Here is a 24862-nt window from a genome sequence, read left to right on the forward strand (position 1 = left end):
GGAATATTGCCGAAGTATCAGCGCAGCGTCGCCTGCCACTGCGGATCGGTGGCGAACCACTCCACCAGAAAGTCCAGCATGGTGCGCAAGGTGGCGGGCATCTGGCGGCGTGAGGTATAGATGCCGTAGATGCCCATCGACTGCGGCCGATAACCCGGCAGCAACTCAACCAGTTCGCCGCTGGCCAGCAGCGGCGCCGCCGAATAATAGGGTTGCATGGAAATGCCCGCCCCCTGCACCGTGCCGGCCATCAGCACCACCGATTCGTTGGCGCTCAGGTTGCCGCTGACCGCCACCGCCGATTTCACGCCCTGAGCATCGAAGTGCCACAGGCTTTTGCCGAAATAGGAGTAGGTCAGGCAGTTGTGCAACGCCAGATCCTGCGGCTGGCGCGGGGTGCCGTGCGCCGCCAGATATGCCGGCGCGGCGCACACCACCGATGCGCAGGTGGACAGCGGCCGGGCGATCAGGTTGGGATCCAGTTCGTTGGTGATGCGCAGCGCCAGATCGATGCGCTCCTCCACCAGGTTCACCGCCCGGTTGTTCATCTGCAGATCGACCGCCACCTGCGGGTGACGTTTCAGATACTGAGCGACGGCCCCCACCAGCGCCGTTTGCCCGAGCGACTGCGAACAGGTGATGCGCAGCAGGCCGCGCAGCTCGTCGCTCTGCCCTTCCTCCACCAGATCGATCTCCCCCGCCAGCGCCAGCATTTGCCGGCAACGTTCCAGAGTACGCTCCCCGGCGTCGGTCAGACTAAGCTTACGGGTAGTGCGGTGCAGTAAACGCGCCCCGGCCCATTGCTCCATCTGCGCCAGGTAGCGCGTCACCATCGCGCGCGACATCTCCAGCGTTTCCGCGGCGGCGATCATGCTGCCGCGATCGACGATGGTGACAAAAACCTCAGCGGCGGTAATGCGATCCATGATTAGTCCGATTTATGCAACGAATAATTGCTTATTATCCGGTTTTTCTATCGCTTTATGCAACCTAACATCATTACAACATTAACTGATACCTAAGGACCTCTGCCCATGTTTAAAAAATCACTGTTAACTCTGGCCTTCACCGGCGTCGCCACCCTGAGCACTTACGCCACCGCTGCCGATACCCTGACCATGGAAGTGTATAACCCGGGCGAGAAAAGCGTGTTCCCGGTGTCTTCCGAAATCGTCAGCGGCAAACACGAAGTGGCGCTGATCGACGCTCAGTTCCAGCGTAACGATGCCGAAGAGCTGGTGAAAAAGATCAAGGCGACCGGCAAGAAACTGACCACCGTTTATATCAGCCACTCAGACCCGGATTTCTATTTCGGTCTGGACGTGATCAAGGCAGCCTTCCCGGAGGCGAAAATCATCGCTTCGCCTGGCACCATCAAAGACATCAATGCGACCAAAGACGGTAAAGTTGCCTACTGGGGCCCGATCCTGAAAGACAACGCGCCAAAAACCGTGATCGTGCCGCAGCCGCTGCAAGGCGATAGCTTCACCATCGACGGCCAGAAAGTGGAAGTGAAAGGCTTGAACGGCCCGACCCCCGATCGCACCTTCGTGTGGATCCCGGCGCTGAAAGCGGTCGTGGGCGGCGTCGCGGTCGCCGGTGACAATATCCATCCGTGGATCGCCGACAACCAGACCGTGGAATCGCGCCAGCACTGGCAGCAGACGCTGAAAAATATCGAAGCGCTGAAGCCGCAGGTCGTCGTGCCGGGCCACTTCCTGCCGGGCGCCGCGCAAACGCTGGCATCGGTGCACTTTACCCAAAAATACCTGACCACGCTGGAAGCCGAACTGCCGAAGGCCAAGGATTCCGCCGCGCTGATTGAAGCGATGAAAAAGCATTACCCGACGCTGAAAGACGAATCGAGCCTGGAACTGAGCGCAAAAGTGCTGAAAGGCGAGATGAAGTGGCCGCAATAAGCGCCCCTGCGTGATTGAACCAGCCCTGGCGCCGCGGTGAACTGCCGCGCGCCAAGCGAGGAGTAAAAATGACCGAAACCACTCTGCATTATATTTTCGATCCGCTGTGCGGCTGGTGCTACGGCGCCGCGCCGCTGGTGAAAGCGGCTCAGAGCCTCCCCGGGCTGAAGGTGGTGCCGCACGCCGGCGGCATGATGACCGGTAACAACCGCCGCCAAATCACCGACGAATGGCGCAACTACGTCATTCCGCACGACAAACGCATCGCGGAGATGACGGGCCAGCCTTTCGGCGAAGCCTATTTCAACGGCCTGCTGCGCGACACCACGGCAGTGATGGATTCCGAGCCGCCGATCACCGCTATCCTGGCGGCGGAGAAACTGGCGGGACGCGGGCTGGACATGCTGCACCGCATTCAGCGGGCGCACTACCAGGAAGGCCGGCGCATCGCCGACACGCCGGTGCTGGAAGCGTTGGCGAAAGAGCTGGGGTTGCCTTCGGCGGCGTTTATCGCCGAAATGCGCTTTAGCAGCGGCGCGCCAACCGCGCAACACATCGCGGAAAGCCGGGCGCTGCTGGCCAAAGTGCAAGGCCAGGGCTTCCCGACCTTTGCGCTGCAGGACAGCGAAGGCCGCCTGCATCTGCTGCCGGCCGGCAACTATCTGGGCAATGTGGAAGCTTGGAAAAACCTGCTGGGCGCCGCCGCGCTGGCGTAACCCTTCTCGCCCCGATCGCCGGGGCGGGTCATTCGACCCGCACGAACCGCCCTTCGGCCCGCACGTTGTGACCGAACCCGCAATCCCCCCGCGTGTGCATCTCCAGCGCTTGTTTGCCAAACGCCATTGTCACGTCGCAGACCTGCGCGCTTTCCGCTTCATGCTGGTGGTAGACAGCCTTGCCGTGTTCGATCGGCAGCTCGGCGGTGAAGTCGCCCATGTTCGGCCCGTAATACAGCCCCATCTGCGGCATGGCGTAGCCGGAAAACGCGATCAACCAGCGCTCGCCCTGCGGCTTCACCGTCACTTCGCTCCACACGCCGCGCCCGGCGTATTGCCAATACACGCCGGCCAGCCCCTGCGGCTGTGGCCACTGCGCCAGGCGTTGGCGCAACAGGCTCATGTTGTGCTGCGATTTGTCATCGTGCGGCGCCAGCGCCAGATAGGCCTGCGCCTTGAGCAATTCGCCGGCGTGCATCAGCGACAACGCCACGTTGTTGTAGGCCGTAGCGACAGCCTGCTCGCTCAGGCCGCAAAACTCGCTCCAGGCCGCCTGATCGCGAAAGATGTCGGCGGCTTTAGCGTAATCCTGCCGCTGATAGGCCTTTTTTCCCAGTTCGGCGTAGCTCGCCACCTTTTGGCAGTCGGCGGCGATGTCCGGCTCGTCAATGTGCGCCCAGGCCCGGACGCTGGCGAAGACGCCGCAGGTCAGCAACAGAGGAAACCAAGCCTTCATCGTTTATCCTTTCTGCAAAAATTCGGCGCCAGTATAACCGCCCGGCGCCGGAGTGTATGCCGCAATTGCGCCCAGCTGCACGCTGCCGGCAATTCAGCCGCTTTATTTCAAACGGTTAGCGGAGTTAAAACTGCTTACAGTCACGGTTTGTTTGTTACCGGCCCGCAGCCCATGCTGAACGAAATACCGCAATTATCGAGCCGTTATGAACGCAACCCCCTTGCAGAAACACGCCGTGTGGCAGCTGATCAAACCCTTTTGGGTGTCGGAGGAACGATGGCGCGCCTGGATGATGCTGATCGCCATCGTCATCCTGTCACTCGGCCTGGTCTATATCAGCGTGCTGATCAACCAGTGGAACCAGGTGTTCTACGATGCGTTGCAGAACAAAAACTACCCGGTGTTCAAGGCGCAGCTGTGGCGCTTTACCTATCTGGCGCTGATTTTTATCGTGTTGGCGGTCTACAAGATCTACCTCACCCAGGGGCTCCAGATGCGCTGGCGGCGCTGGATGACGGAAAAGTTCATGGGGAAGTGGTTGGCGCACCAGGCGTATTATCACACCGAGCAGCAACAGATCGTCGATAACCCCGATCAGCGTATCGCGGAAGATCTCAACGTATTGACCCAATATACCCTGTCGCTGTCACTCGGGCTGCTCTCCAGCCTGGTGACGCTGTTTTCCTTTATCGACATTTTATGGCACGTCAGCGGGCCGATGACCTTCGCGCTCGGTCAGCACGCCATCACGCTGTCCGGCTATATGGTGTGGTTCGCGCTGCTGTATGCGGTGCTGGGATCGCTGCTGATCTGGTGGGTCGGCAAACCGCTGGTCATGCTGGGCTTCAACCAGGAACGGTACGAGGCGAACTTCCGTTTCGGCCTGATCCGCATCCGCGAAAACAACGACGCCATCGCGCTGTACCACGGCGAACCGCGCGAGGCACAGCAGCTAGGCGATCGTTTTGACACCATTCGCAGCAACTGGTGGGCAATTATGCGCATCACCCGGCGGCTGAACATTGCCACCAACTTCTACAGCCAGTTCGCCATCGTGTTTCCCCTGCTGGTGGCCGCGCCGCGCTATTTCTCCGGCGCCATTCAGATGGGCGGCCTGATGCAGATCGCCTCGGCCTTCGGCCAGGTGCAGGGGGCGCTGTCGTGGTTTATCGACGCGTTTAACGACTTGGCGACCTGGAAAGCCTGCGTTAACCGTTTGGCCGGCTTCAACGCCGCCGTCGATCAGGTTCACCATCAGCCGCGCGGCATTCAGCTGCGGGAAGAGGCCGCCCATCCGTTAACGCTGGATAATCTCAGCCTGAACTTACCCGACGGCCAGCCGCTGCTGGCCGGCGCCAAGATGACGCTGCAACGCGGCGATCGCCTGCTGATCGTCGGCCCTTCCGGCTGCGGCAAATCGACGCTGCTGCGGGCCATCGCCGGCATTTGGCCTTACGGCGCGGGCGCCATCGGGCTGCCGGCCAACGCCAATACCCTGTTCCTGCCGCAGCGCAGCTACATTCCGATCGGCACGCTGCGCGAGGCGCTGAGCTACCCGAGCCAGGCGACACAATACAGCGACGAGCAGCTGATGCGGGTGCTGGAAAACTGCCGCCTGAAGCACCTGCAGCGCTGGCTGGATACCGCCGCCAACTGGAGCCACCGCCTGTCGCCAGGCGAGCAACAGCGGCTGGCGTTCGCCCGCGCCCTGCTGATTCGCCCGAGCATCCTGTTCCTCGACGAAGCCACCAGCGCGCTGGACGACGAAACCGAGCAGCTGATGTACTGCCTGCTGGTGGATGAACTGCCGGACGTGACGCTGATCAGCGTGGCGCACCGTAACAGCGTGGCGAAGTACCACCAGACCTGCTGGCGCTTCAGCCGCAGCGAAGATCAACCGGCGCGCCTGGCGCTGAGCCCGCTGCCGGTATAACCCGCAGAGCCGGGCGCTACCGCGCCCGGCGTTCGTTCAGATGCCGTCGGTCTGCACGTCTTCGCACTTCACTCGGCGGCGCTCATGCCACAGGCTGGTCAGGCCCCGTTTGCCGCACGCCAGCGCCACCTCGCGAAACTCATCCAGGCTCAACCCGTCGCGCTCCAGCATCATTTCCGCCGCCAGCTGCATATTGACGCCGGTGAGCACTTCGCAATCGCCCTGCTCATCCGCCAGTTCGCAGGCGCTGCGAAACGGCGAACCGCCGAGCATATCGGTCAGGAACACCACGCCGTCCGGCTGCATCACCGCAGCCAGCGCCGAGCGTAGGGCGTCCCTGAGCTGCGCGGTACTCATCTGTTCGGGGAAATCAACCGCCGCGCAGTGCCGCTGCGGCCCCACCACCTGTTCCACCGCCTGCAACAGCCCGGTGGCAAAACCGCCGTGGCCGGTAATCACAATGCCTGGCATCGCTCGCTCCTCACAAAATGCCGATAAATTTGCCTACTACGCCGATCGCTACGGTGACGCCTATCAGCTTCACCGGTGAGAATCCGCGCTTCATCAGGAAGAAAATAAGCAGCGTGAAACACAGCGGCAATAAATTGGGCATCAACTTGTCCAGCACGTCGGTCTGCAAGGCCACGCTGGCCTTGCCGGCATGCATTACCAGCGGCGTGGACAGGTGCACATACGACGCCACCAGCGCGCCGATCACCGTCATGCCAACGATCGACGCAGCGTGAGAAATGCGCCGGGTGTGGGTCTTCAGCAGCGCCAGCGCGCTGGTGCCGGCCTGATAGCCGTAGTGCGCCAGCCCAAAACGCAGGCCGAAATGAAACAGGTTGAACAGCAGCAGGAAGACGATAGGCCCGAACAAGCTCCCTTCCAACGCTAGCGAAGCGCCTATCCCGGCACAGATCGGCAGCAGCGTCAGCCAAAATAACGCGTCGCCGATACCGCCGAGCGGCCCCATCAGCGCCACTTTCACCGCGCGAATGGTGGAGATTTTCTCCTTGTTCTGCTCCATCGCCAGCACCAGGCCGGACAGGAAGGTGACGTCGAACGGGTGCACGTTGATAAATTCCATGTGCATCCTCATCGAGTTGGCCAGATCCTGCGGGTTGCGGTGGATCTTGCGCAGCCCGGGGATCAGCTGATACAGCCAGCCGCCCGCCTGCATGCGTTCATAGTTGAACGACGCCTGCAGCAGCAGCGAACGCCAGGCCATGCGGTTGATGTCGCCGCGCGTCAGCGCCTCGGCGGGCTGGCTGTCCAGATAGTCGTCCTGCTCCACCTGGCTGGTGGCCAGCGCCTGCGCCATGCGCTGCTCGGCCTTTTGCGCCAGCAGATCGTCGGAATCGTTAAATGCCATCTTCGGCGTCCTCCTGCGGAGCGGGCCGGGCGGTCGCCTCTGCCGCGCCGCGTTGCGTGTTGAAGAAATCAATCAAAGCGATCGCCAGGGCGCCCAGCGCCACTGCCAGGATCGGCAGCTTGAGGAACGTGACCGAGATGAAACCGAGGATAAAATAAGCCACGTAGGTTTTTTTCATCATCACCTTCATCAGCAGCGAGAAACCGATCGCCGGCATCATGCCGCCCGCCACCGCCAGCCCGTCCAGCAGCCAGCCCGGCGCTTTCTGCACCATGGCGCTGGCCGCGTCGGCGCCGAAGTAAATCGGTAGGAACGCCACCACGAAATAGAAGATGAACAGGATGCTGATGCCGAGATAGTTCACCCGTTCGATGCCGCGCCAGTTCAGCTCTTTCACCATGCGATCGCAGCGGTGCATCATCGGTGAGAACAGCGTAAACAGCAGCGTGATGCAGCCCTGCACCGCAATCGAGAACGGCACTGCCACGCCGATCGCCACTTTAGGATCGGCCTTGGTCAGAATGGCGAACGCGGTGCCGATCACCCCGCCGATCACCACGTTCGGCGGTTGGGCGCCCGCCAGCGGCACCATCCCCATCCACACCAGCTCCAGCGTCCCGCCCACCAGCAAGCCGGTGTAGACGTCGCCCAAAATCAGCCCCACCAGCGGCCCCATCACCACCGGCCGGTGGAAGTGGGTTAGACCGTCGAACAGGTCAACCCCCGCCAATCCGGCCAACAGCGCAATCAATAACGCATCCGTCAACATGCTTCCCCCCAGGCTCAAAAGAGCAATTTGCCGATCGCCTCGCCCGCCTCATCCGGCACCCGGCGCACTTCGCACTCCACGCCCAGCGCCGCCAGCGCGCGGAACGCGGCCACGTCGCCGTCGTCCAGCGACACCGTTTTGTGCACCTGCCGCTTCCCCTCGGCGAAGTGCATATTGCCGACGTTGACGAAACGGATCGGCACCCCGCCGCGCACCAGCGTCAACACGTCCTGCGGTGTTTTGCACACCAGAAAAATCTTCTGCCTGTCCGCCGCCTTGTGGATCACGTCGATGGTTTTCTGCAGCGTGAAGTAGCGGGTCTGCACCCCTTCCGCCACCACCATGTCCATCAGGTTCTGCTGCACCGGATCGGCGGCGGCCTCGTCGTTGGCCACCACCACCAGGTTGGCGCCGAGGGTATTGGTCCAGGTCACACCCACCTGGCCGTGCACCAGGCGATTGTCGATGCGGGTCATTAAAATGTTCGGCATGTCAGCGGCCCTCCGGGTAACAGGCGGCGTGGTAATCGTCGAGCACCTGCGTCACTTTATGCAGCACCCACTCCTGCGGATCGGCGCTTAATTCGCCGGCGTTCAGCGCCCGCGCCTGATCCGGCAGGTACTGGCTGAGCAGCGCCAGCGGTGCCGGGCTGCGGCGCAGGTTGTCCAGCAACCCGTCGACGGCCTGCTGCACCTGCGGCTGCGGCCAGTAGTAACGCACCCGATCGCTCAGGCTGTAGTGGCGATCGAGATACTGCTGGTGCGGCGTGCCGTGGTAATAGCGGCTCCACTGCTGCGGCTGCTCGCGCATCACCTGCTCCAGCGTGGCGCACAGCTGCGCCGACTGGCGTTCCCCCAGCCATTCACGCTCGATGCGATCGAGGGCGAACAGCGCTTCGCGCAGCGCGAAGGTCAGCGCCGGCCCCACCTTCAGGATGGCGAAGTGATCGCGCACCAGTTGGCGGTAGGCCTGCGGTGGTTGGTAGTCCGTAGAGTGCGCTTCATAGATCATGCCCGGCTGCCTTTCGATGAAGTGGCTCAATGCGTCGGCGCGCTGCGGTTGGTAATGCTCAACGCTGTGGTGATCGAACTCGACGCCCGGCTGTACCACCAGCGCGATAGTTCGCTGCCAGGCATCGTTCAGCTCGGCTTTTTGCCAGGCGATGCGGTGCGTTTCCAGCGTTTGCGCCACCGCCTGCGGCGTGGTGACCTGCAGACCCGCCAGCGCCTCCTGCGCGCCGCCCGGGACCGGCACTTCGGTGCCGATTACATAGACCGGCGCTTCGCCGCCGCTCTGCGCCCAGGCCCACTCCGCCACCGCGCACAGGCGCGCCGCACGCTCGGCGACCGTGGCATCCCCCAGGGGCGAGGGATCGCCGGCGCACGACATGGAACAATCGAGGTGAATTTTGCGAAATCCGGCGCGAACGTAATCGTCGATCAAGGTTTCCGCCAGCGCCATCGCCTCCTGAGCCGGGCGATCTTGCCAAGCGTTGGGCCCCAGGTGATCGCCACCCAGCCACACGCGCTCGCGCGCCAGGCCCACTTCATCCGCCAGGCGCCACAGCGCATCGCGGAACTGGGCCGCCGTTTGGCCGGTATAGCCGCCGAATTGATTAACCTGGTTGGACGTCGCCTCCACCAATACCGGCGTGCCGCGCGCTTTGGCCTGCCGCAGCGCGGCCTTCAGAACCCAGGGATGGGCGGAACAGACGGAAAAGATCCCGACCGGCATACCGGCCTTGTGCTGCTCGACAAGCTGTAACAACTGCTGCATGAAGCCCCCATGCAGGCGCCCTGCTACCGATCGGCGATGATGACCTCCACGCCCAGCTCGGTTAACGCCCGCTCGTAATCGTCCGGAAGACGGCTGTCGGTGATCAGCCGATGGATTTGTCCGGCTTCGCGAATCATGCAAAAGCTCTTGCGACCGAATTTGCTGGCATCCGCCACCGCGATAATCTCGCGCGCCACCTCGCACATCACGCGATTGAGGTGCGCCTCACCGGGGTGAGGCGTGGTGATGCCGGCGCTCAGATCGAACCCGTCGACGCCCAAAAACAGTTTGTCGAAGCGGTACTGACGCAATTGCTGCTCGGCAGCCGGACCGTAGAGCGAGTAAGAGTTGCGGCGCACGCTGCCCCCCAGCACCATGACTTCCACCCCGTCGTTTCCCGAAAGCTCGTAGGCAATGTTCAGCGCATTGGTCATCACCACCAGATCGCGCCGCCCCTTCAGGAACGGCACGATCTGCGCGGTGGTGGAACCGGAATCGAGGATCAACGCATCGCCATCGCGCACATAGCCGGCCGCCGCGTTGGCGATCAGCGTTTTGACGTCGCGATTCAACCGCCCTTTGTCCCGTAACGGCCGATCGAAAGCGAATTGCTGATTGAGCATTGCGCCGCCGTAAGCGCGCAGCGCACACCCTTTTCGTTCCAGAAAGCGCAGATCGTTGCGGATCGTCACCGTGGATACCGCAAACTGCTTACTGAGCTGCTCCACGCGCACGCTGCCGTGCTCGCATAACAGATCGATAATGTGTTCACGTCGCTTTGCGGTATTCACTGGCATGAGCTGCGGTCCTCAGGTTTCCGGCATCGCCGGGGAGAAGATGGCTTTCGCTCTACTGCGCTGGCATTACAGCAAAGCGAAAGCAATGAAATTGTGATCGGGCTTACAGCCCCGTTTTAGCAAAAAAACCGCCAAAAAACCTTTCGAATCGAAACGAATCGAAAAGCAAAAAGTGGAATGGGAGAAAAATGAAATGCCATGACGAGCGCTAACCCCCGGAGCGCTGAGACGTGGGCTGCACGGAAAGCGAAAGCGGCGCATGGTGCGCCCCACGCCATGACTTTTAGTTCACTCAGTGACCAGGATCACATAATGATAATTATCCTGCGGCCGGCGGGGATTAACCGCCACCATCCCGCCGGGCCATCCCCTTGTCAGTACGAGCCATCTTCCCTACACTTGCGATCAGATATCGGCCCCTTGTCGGTACGTAAGCGTTAACGTCAATCAACGCATCACGCCATGCAGCGCTGATTGACTGCATGCCCTGGTGCGAGGAACTCATGCCGCAACCCGCTTCATCCACCGCGACCCCGCGTCGCCGGTTACACCGCCCTATTTTGCTGATCGTCGGCATTATGCTGATCGCGGCCAACCTGCGCGCCGCCCTGACCAGCGTCGGCCCGCTGCTGGAGCAGATCCAGCAACAGCTGGCGTTGTCCGCCACCGCCGCCGGCCTGATCAACTCACTGCCGCTGATCCTGTTCGCCATTCTCTCGCCGCTGACCCCAGCGCTGGCGAAACGCATCGGCATCGAGCGCACCCTGGGCCTGGCCCTCGCGCTGCTGGTCTGCGGTATCGTGCTACGTTCCCTGCCGCAAGACGCCATGCTCTGGCCGGGCAGCGTCCTGATCGGCGCCGCCATCGCCTTCGCCAACGTGGTGCTGCCAACGCTGGTGAAAAGAGATTTCCCACATCGCGCCGCCGCGATGATCGCTGCCTATGCGGCGGTGATGTCACTGGTTGCCGCCATCGCTTCCGGCCTGGCCGTGCCACTGGCCTCCCTGGCCAACCTCGGCTGGCGGTTCTCTTTGCTGTGTTGGGGTTTGCCCGCGCTGCTGGCGCTGTTGGTGTGGCTGCCGCAGCTGCGGCGCTCCGCCACCCCCGTCGCCAAAGAGCCGCAGCCAACAGAGCTGCAACGCTATCGCTCTCCCTGGGGCAGTGCACTGGGTTGGCAAGTAGCGATGTTCATGGGGCTGCAATCGATCGCCTTCTACACCATCATCGGCTGGTTCAGCGCCTTTGCCGCCAGCCACGGCACCTCCGCTCAGCAGGCGGGTTTCGAACTGTTCGTTTACCAGGTGGTGGCAATCGTCGCCAACTTTGTCATGGTGGTGATTTTGCCGCGTGCGCGCGATCAGCGGGCAATAGCGTTGGGCAGCTCGCTGCTGATCTTCATCGGCGTCGGGGGATTATTGGTGCAACCCGCCAGTTCACTGGTGTGGCTGACGTTTGCCGGGTTGGGGGCGGGGAGTTCGCTGGTGCTGGCGCTGTCGTTCTTTGGATTGCGCAGTCAGCATCATCATCAGGCGACGCTGCTGTCGGGTATGGCGCAATCCGTCGGTTATCTGTTAGCGGCGCTGGGGCCCACCCTATTTGGCTTACTGCACGATCTGACGGAAGGCTGGCGCTGGCCGTTGATCGCCCTGCTGTGCCTGACCGTCTTGCAAATGCTGTTCGGCGCGTTGGCCGGCCGCAGCCGCGTGATCAGCTAACGCTGCGGCGCGATGGGGGCCGCGCCGCCTCAGAGTCGGTGTCCTGCCATAAATCTTCAATAAAGGCGCGCTGCTCATCGCTCAGCACCCATGACGGCGGAATTTTGGACGGTGCGCGACGCTCAGCGCCCTCACGGTTTTTAGCCTGCTTTTTGTTCACGACTCGCCTTCCTGCTTAACCTGCTAACTCAGTAACCAGTAAATCACGGCGGCGGTTAACAGCCAGAATAGCCCGCTACCGATAAACACACACAGCCATGCTCTACGTTTGATATCAGATCCATCCTTGCTCACCACAGCGCCCTCAACCAATAGATTAAACCATTCAAACATTAATTATCGATCTGTTTTAACGATCAATAAAGTCGTTTTTTCCTATGGAAATTTAAAAAACAGCTGCTAGCCATAGATCTGCATTACCGCCCTGGTAAGAACGGCACCGTGGATATCACTGTTATCGGCAGGCGATAACTTGAATTGATAGGCGAACGAACGTGCAGTGTGTCATACCTTGAAAGGTCAAAATTAAACCACTGGTAAATAATTCAACTATCAATTATTTGACTGGCCGTAAGCCAAATCGACAACAGACAGCGCTAAAGGCGGGGGATAAAATGAAACGACATACTGGGATCATACGAAGAGAAGCACCGGCCCGCTTTGGTCTCGCCCGGGCCGGCGTGAGTTAACCGATTCTGCTGACGGAATCCCGGCTGGCATGTTCACGCTCGCTGCCGGTCAGCTCACGTAAATGACCCGAGCGCATCTCAAGCAACCGATCGGCGTATTCGAAATAGTGATCGTCATGGCTGATGGCAAACACCGTTTTGCCCAGCGCACGCAGTTCTGGCAATAGTTCACGATAGAAAATGCGCCGGAATTGCGGATCCTGATCCGCGGCCCATTCATCCAACAGCAAGATATCGCGTTGTTCCGCCACCGCCAGCAGCAAAGCCAGACGCTTGCGCTGCCCCTGCGACAGTTGCGGATTGGTCACCCTGGTGCCGTCGAACTGCAGTTTGCTTTTCATATTCAACCGCTCGAGCCAGGCGGCGACCAGCTTCGCATCGGGTTCACCGCCTTCCGGCCCTTGTAAACGATCGAACTGATGAAAATCGGTGAAAATCGCCGAAAATAGCCGGCGGTAGTCCGGCATATCCGCCGCGGTCTGGGCGACGCCATCCAGCACGATGTGGCCGCTCACCGGTCGGTACAATCCGGTCAACAGCATCGCCAGCGTTGACTTGCCGCTGCCGTTGCCGCCGATCAAAAAGACCAGCTCGCCACGCCGCAGCGTCAGATTAAGCGGCCCGACGGCAAAACCGGGCTGCTGTTCCTTATCTGCATAGTGAAAAACCACGTCACGCAGCTCCAGCGTCTGCCAGGAACGGCAGGCGGCGACAGGGAACGCCGGTTGGTACTCGGCCAAGTGCAGCGTCTTCAGCTTGTTGAAGGCGACTTCGGCGCTGACCAGCGTCGGAAACGCCCCCACCGCCTGCAGTAATGGCGTGCGCAAGAACAGCAGCGTCAGGGAATAGGTGGCAGCCACCGCCGAGTCCGCCCATCCCAGGCTGTTAGCCATAAAGAACACCAGCCCAATCGCGCCTAACATCATGATATTTGACCAGTTGAGCGCACTCAAATGGAAGGTATCGGCGCGAATGATATGGTGACGGTAAGCTTGCGCATCGGGTTGATAGGTCTGTTCGTACAGCGCCTGCGCTCGCTTGCGGTTTAACGTCAGTTCCTTGCGACCGTCAATCACCGATTCGTAATGATGATAGAGACGCTCTTCCGACTCGCGCAAACTGGCCATATGGCGATAAACCCGCGAGACCAGGCAGCCGCTGCCCACCACGGTGACGGCGACCCACACCGCCGTCACCGCCAACATTTTCGGCGATAACCACCCCAGATAGGCCGCCGACCCCAAGGTTAAAATCACCCCTTGCACCAGTTCGGGCAAGCGCACGAAGGCGACGGTGATATTGCGGACATCGCTGGACAGGCTCGCCAACAATGAGGCGCTGCCTAACTGTTCAAGGCGTTCAATATCGGTATCCAGGATGCGCTTCACTAACTGCCCGCGCAGGCGGTAGACGAAGTAATGGCCCAATGTCGTCAGCGCCAATTGCGATCCCAGCGTGACCGCCATCAGCAATGCCAGCAGGGCGAGAAACATTGGCAGTACGGCCAACGCATCGCCGCCGGCGTCCATCAGGTATTGATTGATAAACGCAATAATACCGATGCCTAAGCCGGCGCTGGTCATGGTCAATGCCATAACCGCCAGAAATGGCCAACGATACTGGTGATAAACCACCCGTAGCAGTTCCATGAAAAAACCTCTGAAGTCGCGATCTGGCAGGCATTGTAAGCGGCACGAGAATGAGATCAAGACGAATTCTCATTGCTCGCGCAGCCTCTGATTTCGACGCCAAGGGCATTTTGATGATTGCTTATTGAAACGAGAGACTTACACTGACGCCTCTATCCGCTGAAGGGAACAGCCGATTATGCTCGCCACTCACGAATACGCCAACGACCTGATTCTGTTCGCCCTGATTGTCGACTACGGCTCGTTCAGCAAGGCCGCGGAGAGCGCCGGCATCACCAGTTCGGTGGTCAGTAAACGCATCGGGCGGCTGGAGAAATCCCTGGGCGCCCGGCTGCTGTACCGCACCACGCGCAGCCTGACGCTGACCGAAAGCGGCCAGGCGCTCTACCAACAGGCCAAAGAGATCGGCGCCAAAGTGCAGGAGGCACTGTACGCCGTCAGCGAAAAAAGCGAAGAATTAACCGGTACCATCCGCATGTCGGTGCCGACCATTTCGGGCGAGCTGCTGCTGAGCGAGAGCGTGGCGGAGTTTTGCGCACTGCATCCCAGTCTAAAGGTCGAAATGCGGCTGGAAAACCGCTTCGTCGATCTGGTGGAAGAAGGCATCGATCTGGCGATCCGTACCGGCACTATGCCAGATTCGAGCCTGATTGCCCGGCCGATCTTCGATTCCCGCTGGGTGATCGTCTGCTCGCCGGGCTATTTGAAAAGCCACCCGGAACCGCGCAGCGCCGAAGACCTGCTCGGCCACAATTGCCTGACCTACACCTACCAGGAGAGCGGCACCGCCAACTGGCTGATGAAACGGCCGGGGCGCAACGAAATCTACGAGCTGCAGGTTAACGGCAACCTGTCGGCCAACAATGCGCGGGCGATCCGCAAAGCGGTGATCGGCGGCCACGGCATCGCCATGGTGCCGCGCTGCATGGTATATGAAGATTTGCAGGACGGCAAACTGACGGAGATCCTGGCCGGCCACTGCGGCAAGGTATTGGGTATTTATGCCGTTTATCCTTACACCCGTAATCTGCCGTTAAAAACTCGCCTGCTGATCGAACATATCATCGGTTCCTACCAAAATATCAGCCACTACTTCTGAATGGTCCTCTCTGATTATTTCCCCGCTGCCGCAAAAGACCGCGGGGATTACGGCATTTTTGGACATAATCTATTGAACATTAGCGCCTAATTAATGTGAGCTCGCGCACTCATCACACAGCAAAGATCCCTATCACACTGATTTTAAATCAATTAATTTAACCCCTTCTACCGGCGATTTTCTCACCGCCGACGCCGTTCGCCGATGTTAAAAAATTACCGCATGGCATCGTCACCAACGTTGTGATTAGAATGAAAATGTTGCGGTAATTAACCTTTCAGCTACATATCTCTGCCCATAAAAATAATAACCCTGAGGATCTTATGCCCCTGCTTTTTAGTATTGCGCCCATCGTCCTACTGATTTGGATGATGACCAAAAGGAATGGCGTGCCCTCTTATCTCGCCCTGCCGCTGACGGCCGCCGCGGTGTATGCCGTACAGCTCCTGTGGTTCGATGCCTCGCTGCGGCTGCTGCATGCCAATATCATCACCGCGCTGGTGTCGACGCTGACGCCGATCACCATCATCGCCGGCGCCATCCTGCTCAACAAACTGATGCAGGTAAGCGGCGCGGAAAACGTGGTGCGGCGCTGGCTGGAAACCATCAGCCCCAATCCCGTGGCTCAGCTGATGATTATCGGCTGGGCATTCGCCTTTATGATCGAGGGTGCCAGCGGCTTCGGCACCCCGGCCGCCATCGCCGCGCCGATTCTGGTCGGGCTGGGCTTCAACCCGCTGCGCGTCGCCCTGCTGACGCTTGTAATGAACTCGGTACCGGTCTCCTTCGGCGCCGTGGGCACCCCCACCTGGTTCGGCTTTGCCAATCTCGGCCTGTCGGACGCCAGCCTGCTGGAGATCGGCCGGCAAACCGCGCTGATCCACTTCATCGCCGGCTTCGTTATTCCTCTGCTGGCGCTGCGCTTTATCGTTTCCTGGCAGGATATCCGCCGTAACCTGCCGTTTATCCTGCTCAGCGTGCTGAGCTGCACCCTGCCCTATCTGCTGCTGGCCCAGGTGAACTATGAGTTCCCGGCGCTGGTCGGCGGCGCCATCGGCCTGGCGCTCTCGGTGCTGCTGGCACGCGGCGGCATCGGTCTCGCCCGCAGCGACAAACTGCAGAACGCCGGGCAGGCGGTGCCGTTCTTGCAGGTGGTCAAGGCCATGACCCCGACCCTGCTACTGATTGCTATTCTGATAGTGACGCGCGTGCATCAGTTGGGCCTGAAGGCGCTGCTCAACAACACCACGCTGCTGTGGCAGGAAAACCTCGGCTGGCTCGGGGAGCTGCGCATTAGTCAGGCGCTGATCGTCGAACTGCAGCAGGTACTGGGCACCTCCGCCGCCGCCGGCTACAAAACGCTGTATGTCCCGGCGCTGATCCCGTTCCTGTTGGTGGTGGTGCTGTGTATTCCGCTGTTCCGTCTGAATGGCGGCCAGGTGCGGCAAATGTTCAGCGAAACCGGCGGGCGCATCGCGCGGCCCTTTATCGCGCTTTTCGGCGCGCTGGTGATGGTCAACCTGATGATGCAGGGCGGCGACAACGCGCCGGTGATCCTGATCGGGAAAGCGTTGGCGGCGCTGACCGGCGAGAGCTGGCTGCTGTTCTCTTCGTTCCTCGGTGCGCTGGGCTCGTTCTTCTCCGGTTCCAATACCGTTTCGAACCTGACGTTCGGCGGCATTCAGCAATCGATCGCCCAGAGCAGCGGCCTTGACGTCAATCTGACGCTGGCCCTGCAGTCCGTCGGCGGCGCCATGGGCAACATGGTGTGCCTGAACAACATTATCGCGGTCTGTTCGATCCTCGGGATCGGTAACGCCGAAGGCAAAATCATCAGAAAGACCGTGCTGCCGATGCTGGCGTACGGAGGGATTGCGGCCGGTATGGCAGCGATCCTCACGCTCTGACTGAACACTCGTTATCGCAAGCAAGACAAGAAGGTAAACACTATGATCATCTCCGCGTCAACCGACTACCGGGCCGCCGCCCAGGCCAAACTGCCGCCGTTTCTGTTTCACTACATCGACGGCGGGGCCTACGCGGAGCATACGCTGAAGCGCAATACCGCAGATCTGGCCGATATTGCCCTGCGCCAGCGCGTGCTGCGCAATATGTCCGAACTCAGCCTGGAGACCACGCTGTTCGGCGAGCAGCTGGCGATGCCGGTAGCGCTGGGGCCGGTGGGGCTGACCGGCATGTACGCCCGCCGCGGCGAAGTGCAGGCCGCGCGTGCCGCGGCCAAAAAAGGCATTCCGTTCACGCTGTCCACCGTGTCGGTCTGCCCGATCGAAGAGGTAGCGCCGGCGATCGATCGGCCGATGTGGTTCCAGCTCTACGTGCTGAAAGATCGCGGCTTTATGCGCAACGCACTGGAACGCGCCAAGGCCGCCGGCGTGAAAACGCTGGTGTTTACCGTCGACATGCCGGTGCCCGGCGCCCGTTACCGCGACGCCCACTCGGGAATGAGCGGCCCTAACGCCGCCCTGCGCCGCGTGCTGCAGGCGTTTACCCATCCGCAGTGGGCCTGGGATGTCGGCCTGTTCGGCAAGCCGCACGATCTGGGCAACGTCTCGGCCTACCGCGGCAAACCGACCAGCCTGGAAGACTACATCGGCTGGCTGGGCGCCAACTTCGATCCGTCGATTTCCTGGAAAGATCTGGAGTGGATCCGCGAATTCTGGGACGGCCCGATGATCATCAAAGGCATTCTGGATCCGGAAGACGCCAAAGACGCGGTGCGCTTCGGCGCCGACGGCATCATCGTCTCCAACCACGGCGGCCGCCAGCTGGACGGCGTGCTGTCGACCGCGCGCGCCATGCCGGCGATCGCCGACGCAGTGAAAGGCGACATTACCCTGTTGGCCGACTCCGGCATCCGCAGCGGCCTGGACGTGGTGCGCATGATCGCGCTGGGCGCCGACAGCGTGCTGCTGGGGCGCGCCTTCGTCTATGCGCTGGCGGCGGCCGGCGAAGCCGGGGTGGCCAACTTGCTGGATCTGATCGACAAGGAAATGCGCGTCGCCATGACGCTCACCGGCGCGAAATCCATCACGGAGATCAACGCCGGATCGCTGGTCAGAAACGCCTGATTCACAGCGGCTGCACGCCCTCCGGGTACGCGTTGTAGCTCATCTTGCTGATGAATGCCCCGGCCGGTGACACCAGCACCCGGCCGGCGGCGTCCAGCCCGAGGAAGGTGCCGGTGCAGCGCCCGGAGATAAAGTCGAAGAAGAACACCGAGCACACCGGGATAATCTTTTCCCGGAAGGTGAACAGGAACATCTCATCCTCAAACTTGTAGTAAGTGGCGTAGTCCATGTCGCCGTGGCCGAACTGTTCGCCGCGCAGGTTTTGCCAGGCGTAGCGCTCGGTGTTGACGTAGAAGTGCTCGTAGTAATGGTTGGGGCTGTAGACGTTCAGCGTGCGATAGCCGATCAGCTCGCGGGTCAAATGCGGCGCGATGCCGCCCGGCGTGACGCCTGCAATCAGCCCAACGTGGAAGCTTTGCTTGAGGCGAGACCCCTTTTCTACCGCATGTTCGGGCAGCAGCGTGCTGCGCACCAGCAGCGCCCGGCCGCTGTCGCGGTTGAGCACCAGCGTCAGGCATTCGTTGCCCGGCGACTGCAGCGGAATATTGAAGAAATAGCGTGCGGCGGAGGTTTGCACCTCTTCGTAAGCGTCCTCGCCGCTCTCCCCGCCCCAGGCCCAGAGCACCCGTTGCCGATCGGCGCTGAAACGCAGCGTGAAGTCCCCGCCGTCTTCAAAGGCGATCTGCAACGTTTTGCCGCGCCAGTCCTGGGTGCCCGGCAGCCGGTTGGTGTCGATGCCGCGTGCGAAATCGTCGTAATTCTTCCAGTCCGGTTCGGCATTTTGATTCAGTACGGATTGTTCTGCTGACATCTTCGCTCTCCTTGATTGAATGGGATAAAACCGTCTTACACGTCGGCAACGCTCGCCGGTTTCACCGTTCTGCGGCTCACCACCGCGGGTGCAGTTTCATCGAGAAAACAGCTCAGTACGCCGGCGCAGACCGCGCCGGCAGCCGCCAGCCACATCACGCTGACCAGGCCATAGCGATCGGCGATCAGCCCGGCGATAAACGGCGCCAGGCAGCCGCCAATCACCTCGCCGATCCCCATCACCAGCCCTAATGCGGTGGCAATACGGGCTGGCGATACCGTTTCAGACGGGATGGTGGCCATAAACAGCGTGAAGCAGCCGAGGCCGGTATAAGACAGGAACACCAGCACGCCCAGCAGCCACGGGTTGTCGACGTAGCTCAGGAACAGCGGGCAGCACACCGCCAGCAGCGAAAAGAAAATCAGCGTCGGTTTGCGCCCAAGGCGATCGGAGATCGCCGGTACCGCCACGCCCCAGAAGACCCAGGCGGCGCCGATGGCGCTCATGATGCCGCCCATCGTGCCTTCACCGAAGCCACGGTCGGTCACCAAAAAGTTAGGGGTGAAGGTAATGATGATCATGAACCAGGTGACGAACACGCAGGAAATCAGAATGCACAGCGCCACGTTCTTGATTTTGAACAGCTCGCCGTAAGCGGCTTTGCCCGCCGCCTTACCGGTCGCCGGCGCGGCGATAAAGGCGGGATCCTTTTTGCCGTTCACATGGCGATAGATCAACCACGCCAGAATGATGCCCGGCACGGCGGTCAGGTGAAACGCCATGCTCCAGCCCCACTTCTGCGCCAGATAGATGATCAGCGGCGGCGCGATAATGCCGCCCAGCAGCCCCGGCGCCGCGCCCTGGATCAATCCCATGTTGAAACCGCGGCGCTGCGGCTGCGATTTTTCCACCATCAACGATTGCGCGATCGGCAAAACCGGCCCTTCGGCGATCCCCATCAGCGCCCGGAAGATCAATAGCATGGCAAACCCGCTGACCAACCCCGACAGCGCGGAGAACAGCGAAAACACCAGGATCGACAGGATCAGCATCGGTTTGCGGATATTAAAGCGATCGGCTATCGCCCCCAGCCCCGCGCCAGACAGCGCCCAAGTCAATGCCAGCACCGCCGACAGCGTGCCGAGATGCACGTTGCTGAGCTTGAGGTCGGCGGCAATCATCGGAAACAGAAACGAGATGGTCAGACGATCGACGAACACGCAGCCGAAGACGAAAAACAAAATAATCAGCAACCGGTTCTCTTCACTTAATGCGCGGTGAGGCCCTGGCGATGTATTCATAGCGTCATTTGTCCATAAGTTAACTTATGAATGGCGACCCGCCATGGCATAAGTGTATTAAGCGCTCGGCCAAGAGAAACATTGGCCCTCCGTCACGACAACAACTCATTAACATATTAATGACATAAAATTATCGCAAGCCGGCGGTCTGTCAACCGGCGCTTTCTTAGAGACGAATGAAGTTTTTATCCGGTACTATTTTAAAATAGAATTATCACAATCAGATATTTTATCACTTTGTTTTTACAGACAATAAAATAATAACGAGTATTTTCCCGCGGTTAAAAACGCCTATTTTCACGCCATCTGTGAATAATCTCACCATTAACTCTTCAGGTTTATTAATTTGTTATCCCCTTTCAGTTAACGATAGGCAGCATTCGGATTCGTTTTTATCTATTGAATCATTTCGTTTTATTTCATGACCGCGCAACAAAATAACTCTTACGAGGGAAAGGCTATTGGCAGGGTTACATCATTTAATCTGGACAATAACAAAAGCGCAGAGCGTGACGTAAATCACGGCAATCATGCCGTATCCTGCAAAGTAATTATGCTCGCAACAGCAATTATCTATTGCGATTAGGGCTGTTTATCTCAATTAAGCGCCATGCAACACTTCGTGCCATCGTTCGACACCGCGCCGCAAGGCCAGAGACGGAGTGACACATGAGCATCGAAAAACTAACCCGGGAGCCGCTTTCCATCGGCATCGAGTTGCCGCTGGACAACGATTGGTCCACCAGCGGGCAGCTGAAACGCCAGCAGGATGGGCGACCGTTCGGCGTGCCGGACATGAGCGAACACGCTGCGCGCATCAAGCTGGCCGATGAGCTCGGCTTTCGCGCCGCCTGGGTTCGCGACGTGCCGCTGTACGATCCGGACTTCGGCGACGCCGCGCAGGTGTTTGAGACCTTTACCTACCTCGGCTACCTGTCCAGCCTGACGCGCAATATTCTGCTGGGCACCGCGGCCGTGGTGCTGCCGTTGCGCCAGCCGTGGCTGGTACGCAAAGCGGCTTCCACGCTGCAAACGCTGAGCGGCGATCGTCTGCTACTCGGCGTCGCCAGCGGCGATCGCCCTGTGGAATACCCGCTGTTCGGCGCCGATTACGCCGCGCGCGGTGAACGCTTTCGCACCAGCGTCGGCATTCTCAAAGGGGAAGCCGACAGCGCGCTCCAGCCTGGATTGCGCCTGCTGCCGGCCACGCCGCCGCCGCCGCTGCTGGTCGCCGGGCTGGCGCAACAAACGCCTGAGTGGGTGGGAAAAAATATGGATGGCTGGCTGTCGTATCCCGGCACGCCTGCGGACCACGTTTCGCGGGTCAAACTCTGGCGTAACGTGGCCGGTGACAAACCCTACGTCAGCTTTATTCATCTCGACCTCACAGATAACGCCGACGCGCCGATTCAGCGCCATCGCTTCGGCATCAAGAGCGGCCGCAATGGGTTGATTCAGGAACTGAGCGCCATGCGTGACGCCGGGGTCAACCACATCGGCCTGCATTTCCGCCGCAACCAGCGGCCGCTGGAAGAGACGATGCAGGAGATCGGCCAACTGGTGTTACCGGAATTCCATCGCGCCTGACGCCCGCTTTAGCCCGCTATTCCGACCTGAGCTGGTCTTTGCCCCGTTACCGGGGCTTTTTTATTTCCGCCGCTGCTAGTTCATAACAACTCAGTCTAATCCCTACGGCCAAACGGCGGCATGATGACGGGGAAACGAGCCACTATGAGGAATGAGCAATGACGGCAAAACTGACAGAAGCGGGCTTTTGGCGCAAAACCGCCGACTCTTCATCGCTGCGCGAGCCGCGCGTACTGATCCGGGTCTACGTCGACGAAGGCGAGATTGACCGCGCCATCGCGTTTTACGAGCAACTGCACGGCGTGGAAGCGGATATGCGTTTCGACTTTCCCGAGCATCGGTTGGTGCTGGCAGCGGTAGGACCGTTTCTGATCCTGGAAGGCGCGGAAGAAAACCTACGCCCTTTTCGCAGCACCGTCGGCACGCTGCTGGTCGATGACATTTACCCTTACCACCAGCGGCTGCTGGCGGCCGGAGCCGAGATCTTCTTCGGCCCGGTGGAAGTGCCCACCGGCGCCTGTTTCAATGCGCGCCTGCCGGACGGCACGATTGTCGAGTACGTGCATCATCGGCCGCGCGCGGACGAATAAACCGCCTCAGGGGATCGCCGGCGTCATGGCGTAACCGCGCAGATCCTTGCGCAGGCTGACCATGTACAGCACGATCACCGCCGAGAACGGCAGGCCGCACAGCACCACTGCGGTCTGCATCGCGCTGAAACTGCCGGCGTACAGCAACCCGGCGCACACCAGCGTGGTGACCGCCGCCCAGAACACTCGCAGCCAGGCCGGCGCGTCATCGTGCGCGGAACCGCCCTGGCAGGAGAGGTTAGCTATCATCAGCGTGCCGGAGTCGACCGGCGTCAGGAACAGCACAAAGCTTATCACCACCACGAAACCGGCGGTCAGCTGGGTATAGGGCAGGTATTCGAACAGCTTGAACACCGCCATCGGCGGATCGCTTTGCGCTACCTGCCCCAGGATCGCCTGCCCGCCTTCCAGCACCAGGCTGATGGCGGTATTGCCGAAGATCGACAGCCACGCCAGCGTGAACCCGAGCGGGATCAGCAACACGCCGAAGATCAGTTCACGGATGGTGCGGCCTTTGGAAATGCGTGCGATAAACAGCCCGACGAACGGCGCCCACGCCACCCACCAGGCCCAATAAAACAGCGTCCAGGCACCCTGCCATTGGCGCGCCTTGCCGTACAGATACATATCAAAGCTGCGGCTGACGAGCGAGGTCAGATAATCCCCGAGGTTCTGCAACATGCCGTTGAGCAGGTTCAGCGTCGGGCCAGCCAGAAACACGAACAGCAGCAGCAGGCACAAGAAGCCGACGTTGATGTTCGACAGCATGGCAATGCCCTTCTCGACGCCGGTGACCGCCGCCAGCGTGGCCACCACCATCATCACCACGATCAGCGCCAGCAGTACGCCGGTGCTTTGCGGGATGTCGAACAGGTAAAACAGCCCCGAGTTCACCAGCAACGCGCCGATCCCCAGGTTGGTCACCATCGAGATAACCGTCACCAGAATGCCGAAGCTGTCCACCAGATGGCCGACGCCGCCGTGGATGCGCTCGCCGAAGATCGGGTACAGCGCCGAACGCAGCGCCAGCGGCAAACCGCGACAATAGGCGAAATAGGCGAGCGCGGTGGCGATCAGCGCGTACAGCGCCCAACCGTGCAGCCCCCAGTGCAAAAAGGTGAGCGCCATCGCCTGTCGCGCCGCCTGCACGCTGCCGCCGCCGCCTTCCGGTGGCGACAGGAAGTGATCCAGCGGCTCATAGGCGCCGTAATACACCAGCGCAATACCGATGCCCGACGAGAACAGCATCGCCACCCACGAGGGGTAGCTGAACTGCGGCGGCTCGTCATCCTGGCTCAGGCGAATATGGCCAAAGCGCGACAGCGCCAGCCAGAACACGAACGCCATGCAGGCGACCATCAGCAGCATGTAATACCAGCCGAACACATCGGCCACCCAGCTTTGCGCGACATTCAACCACTGTTTGCTGGCGGCGGGAAACAGCACAATCAGCGATCCCAGCAGCAGGATCACTGCCGCTGAACCGAAAAATACCGGGACATTTAATCTGACAGGTTCTTCGTCAAGCGATGGGGGAGTTTTCATTGTCATTGGCAGGCTTCCATGATGCGAAAGACAGACGATTTAAATGCAACCTTCAGTTAACATCTTATCGTCATTTATTTGACATTTTCGCAGCATATAGAGTATTGATTGACCGTTCAATCAATCAAATTCAAAGTGTGATTTGCCTATCAGTTGGGGAAAATATGTACCGCAGAGACATTCCTGAGCAGCGCAAGGAGCAGCTGATTAATGCCGCCTTCGAAACCATCAGCGTGGTGGGGCTGGCCGGCGTCACCCTCTCTCAGGTGGCGAAAGAGGCCGGGCTGTCGACCGGCATCGTCAGCCACTATTTTGGCGATAAAGAAGGATTGTTGAGCGCGACCATGCGCAAGATCCTGCGCGATCTGCGCGACGCGGTGGCCGAGTGCCGCGCTCAGGCGGCGAGCGACAGCCAGTCGCAGCTGTGCGCCATCATTCAGGGCAACTTCCACCCCAGCCAAACCAACGCTATTTCCATGCGCGCCTGGCTCGACTTCTGGGCCGCCAGCATGCACCAGCCGGTGCTGCGCCGCCTACAGCGCGCCAACGATCGGCGGCTCTATTCCAATATTTGCAGCCAGTTCCGCCGCGAGCTGCCGCTGCAGCAGGCGCGCGACGCAGCGCGCGGGCTGGCGGCGATGATCGATGGGCTTTGGCTGCGCGGTAGCCTGGCCGGGGATGACACCGATCTGCAGCAGGATTACCGCATCGCCTGCGACTACGTGATACAACGGCTCAAGGCCGCGCCATCGGCGGGGTGAACGGC

Annotated in this window: 23 protein-coding genes; 10 read left to right on the forward strand and 13 right to left on the reverse strand. The window is 60.5% G+C overall.

Features of this window, described 5'->3' with window-relative positions; all coding sequences use genetic code 11:
- Positions 1 to 17: 17 nt before the first annotated feature.
- Positions 18 to 926 (reverse strand): LysR family transcriptional regulator, encoded by a 909-nt coding sequence (locus tag ACJ8J5_RS20365; RefSeq protein ID WP_049206124.1) that lies wholly within the window; start codon positions 924 to 926, stop codon positions 18 to 20.
- Positions 927 to 1034: 108 nt separating this feature from the next.
- Here ACJ8J5_RS20365 and ACJ8J5_RS20370 point away from each other — a divergent pair, with 108 nt between their 5' ends.
- Complete coding sequence (locus ACJ8J5_RS20370) at positions 1035 to 1919, forward strand: MBL fold metallo-hydrolase (protein ID WP_049296175.1); 885 nt, start codon at positions 1035 to 1037, stop codon at positions 1917 to 1919.
- A 68-nt stretch (positions 1920 to 1987) separates the two neighbouring features.
- The gene (locus ACJ8J5_RS20375) at positions 1988 to 2635 is read left to right on the forward strand and encodes a DsbA family protein (RefSeq protein WP_025304083.1); all 648 of its coding nucleotides are present in this window, start codon (positions 1988 to 1990) and stop codon (positions 2633 to 2635) included.
- A 28-nt stretch (positions 2636 to 2663) separates the two neighbouring features.
- Here the strand turns inward: ACJ8J5_RS20375 and ACJ8J5_RS20380 are convergent, their stop codons facing one another.
- On the reverse strand, positions 2664 to 3371 hold the full coding sequence (locus ACJ8J5_RS20380) for a hypothetical protein (protein WP_060435046.1): 708 nt from the start codon (positions 3369 to 3371) through the stop codon (positions 2664 to 2666).
- 205 nt (positions 3372 to 3576) lie between these two features.
- Here ACJ8J5_RS20380 and ACJ8J5_RS20385 point away from each other — a divergent pair, with 205 nt between their 5' ends.
- On the forward strand, positions 3577 to 5304 hold the full coding sequence (locus tag ACJ8J5_RS20385) for an ABC transporter ATP-binding protein/permease (RefSeq protein WP_025304085.1): 1728 nt from the start codon (positions 3577 to 3579) through the stop codon (positions 5302 to 5304).
- Between the two features lie 36 nt (positions 5305 to 5340).
- Here the strand turns inward: ACJ8J5_RS20385 and agaF are convergent, their stop codons facing one another.
- The 6 genes from agaF to agaR are packed head-to-tail and all read right to left on the reverse strand — an operon-like array spanning position 5341 to position 10021.
- Positions 5341 to 5775, reverse strand: coding sequence for a PTS galactosamine/N-acetylgalactosamine transporter subunit IIA (gene agaF / locus ACJ8J5_RS20390; RefSeq protein WP_025304086.1), 435 nt, complete (start codon positions 5773 to 5775; stop codon positions 5341 to 5343).
- 10 nt (positions 5776 to 5785) lie between these two features.
- Positions 5786 to 6679, reverse strand: coding sequence for a PTS system mannose/fructose/sorbose family transporter subunit IID (locus ACJ8J5_RS20395; RefSeq protein WP_147823273.1), 894 nt, complete (start codon positions 6677 to 6679; stop codon positions 5786 to 5788).
- Entirely contained in the window at positions 6669 to 7448 is a 780-nt protein-coding gene (gene agaW, locus ACJ8J5_RS20400) for a PTS N-acetylgalactosamine transporter subunit IIC (RefSeq protein ID WP_019455697.1), read from the reverse strand. Before agaW ends, ACJ8J5_RS20395 begins: the two co-directional genes overlap by 11 nt.
- A gap of 14 nt (positions 7449 to 7462) precedes the next feature.
- Positions 7463 to 7939, reverse strand: a complete 477-nt coding sequence (gene agaV / locus ACJ8J5_RS20405; protein ID WP_019455696.1) for a PTS N-acetylgalactosamine transporter subunit IIB — start codon at positions 7937 to 7939, stop codon at positions 7463 to 7465.
- Position 7940: 1 nt separating this feature from the next.
- Positions 7941 to 9224, reverse strand: a complete 1284-nt coding sequence (locus tag ACJ8J5_RS20410; RefSeq protein WP_049208171.1) for a D-tagatose-bisphosphate aldolase, class II, non-catalytic subunit — start codon at positions 9222 to 9224, stop codon at positions 7941 to 7943.
- A 23-nt stretch (positions 9225 to 9247) separates the two neighbouring features.
- Positions 9248 to 10021, reverse strand: a complete 774-nt coding sequence (gene agaR, locus ACJ8J5_RS20415; protein ID WP_004931804.1) for a transcriptional repressor AgaR — start codon at positions 10019 to 10021, stop codon at positions 9248 to 9250.
- A gap of 503 nt (positions 10022 to 10524) precedes the next feature.
- On the opposite strand from agaR, the gene ACJ8J5_RS20420 reads away from it, so the two are divergent.
- The gene (locus tag ACJ8J5_RS20420; RefSeq protein ID WP_173888465.1) at positions 10525 to 11736 is read left to right on the forward strand and encodes a CynX/NimT family MFS transporter; all 1212 of its coding nucleotides are present in this window, start codon (positions 10525 to 10527) and stop codon (positions 11734 to 11736) included.
- Positions 11737 to 11919: 183 nt separating this feature from the next.
- Here the strand turns inward: ACJ8J5_RS20420 and ACJ8J5_RS20425 are convergent, their stop codons facing one another.
- Positions 11920 to 12033 carry a YmiA family putative membrane protein gene (locus tag ACJ8J5_RS20425; RefSeq protein ID WP_049232362.1) on the reverse strand — a complete coding sequence of 38 codons (114 nt, stop codon included), beginning with the start codon at positions 12031 to 12033 and terminating at the stop codon, positions 11920 to 11922.
- 388 nt (positions 12034 to 12421) lie between these two features.
- The gene (locus ACJ8J5_RS20430) at positions 12422 to 14074 is read right to left on the reverse strand and encodes a multidrug ABC transporter permease/ATP-binding protein (protein WP_025304090.1); all 1653 of its coding nucleotides are present in this window, start codon (positions 14072 to 14074) and stop codon (positions 12422 to 12424) included.
- A gap of 178 nt (positions 14075 to 14252) precedes the next feature.
- Between ACJ8J5_RS20430 and ACJ8J5_RS20435 the strand changes: the two genes are divergently transcribed.
- The 3 genes from ACJ8J5_RS20435 to lldD all read left to right on the forward strand — a co-directional run bounded on the left by ACJ8J5_RS20435 (position 14253) and on the right by lldD (position 18262).
- Positions 14253 to 15173 (forward strand): LysR family transcriptional regulator, encoded by a 921-nt coding sequence (locus ACJ8J5_RS20435; protein ID WP_025304091.1) that lies wholly within the window; start codon positions 14253 to 14255, stop codon positions 15171 to 15173.
- Between the two features lie 323 nt (positions 15174 to 15496).
- Positions 15497 to 17080, forward strand: a complete 1584-nt coding sequence (locus ACJ8J5_RS20440) for an L-lactate permease (RefSeq protein ID WP_043139775.1) — start codon at positions 15497 to 15499, stop codon at positions 17078 to 17080.
- A gap of 42 nt (positions 17081 to 17122) precedes the next feature.
- Positions 17123 to 18262, forward strand: coding sequence for an FMN-dependent L-lactate dehydrogenase LldD (lldD, locus tag ACJ8J5_RS20445; protein ID WP_025304093.1), 1140 nt, complete (start codon positions 17123 to 17125; stop codon positions 18260 to 18262).
- 1 nt (position 18263) lies between these two features.
- Here lldD and ACJ8J5_RS20450 read toward each other — a convergent pair whose 3' ends face one another.
- Positions 18264 to 19073, reverse strand: a complete 810-nt coding sequence (locus ACJ8J5_RS20450) for a MoaF C-terminal domain-containing protein (protein ID WP_038629879.1) — start codon at positions 19071 to 19073, stop codon at positions 18264 to 18266.
- Positions 19074 to 19108: 35 nt separating this feature from the next.
- The gene (locus tag ACJ8J5_RS20455; protein WP_043139766.1) at positions 19109 to 20326 is read right to left on the reverse strand and encodes an MFS transporter; all 1218 of its coding nucleotides are present in this window, start codon (positions 20324 to 20326) and stop codon (positions 19109 to 19111) included.
- Positions 20327 to 21043: 717 nt separating this feature from the next.
- Between ACJ8J5_RS20455 and ACJ8J5_RS20460 the strand changes: the two genes are divergently transcribed.
- Entirely contained in the window at positions 21044 to 21961 is a 918-nt protein-coding gene (locus ACJ8J5_RS20460; protein ID WP_025304096.1) for a TIGR03571 family LLM class oxidoreductase, read from the forward strand.
- Between the two features lie 158 nt (positions 21962 to 22119).
- A complete protein-coding gene (locus ACJ8J5_RS20465) occupies positions 22120 to 22551 on the forward strand; it encodes a VOC family protein (RefSeq protein ID WP_049206127.1) in 432 nt (143 codons plus the stop codon).
- A 6-nt stretch (positions 22552 to 22557) separates the two neighbouring features.
- Here ACJ8J5_RS20465 and ACJ8J5_RS20470 read toward each other — a convergent pair whose 3' ends face one another.
- A complete protein-coding gene (locus tag ACJ8J5_RS20470; RefSeq protein WP_060435028.1) occupies positions 22558 to 24102 on the reverse strand; it encodes a BCCT family transporter in 1545 nt (514 codons plus the stop codon).
- Positions 24103 to 24260: 158 nt separating this feature from the next.
- Here ACJ8J5_RS20470 and betI point away from each other — a divergent pair, with 158 nt between their 5' ends.
- Positions 24261 to 24857, forward strand: coding sequence for a transcriptional regulator BetI (betI, locus tag ACJ8J5_RS20475; protein WP_173888456.1), 597 nt, complete (start codon positions 24261 to 24263; stop codon positions 24855 to 24857).
- The last annotated feature ends 5 nt before the right edge of the window (positions 24858 to 24862 follow it).

The sequence above is a fragment of the Serratia sp. CY43202 genome, from assembly GCF_052168755.1.
Lineage (GTDB): Bacteria > Pseudomonadota > Gammaproteobacteria > Enterobacterales > Enterobacteriaceae > Serratia > Serratia bockelmannii.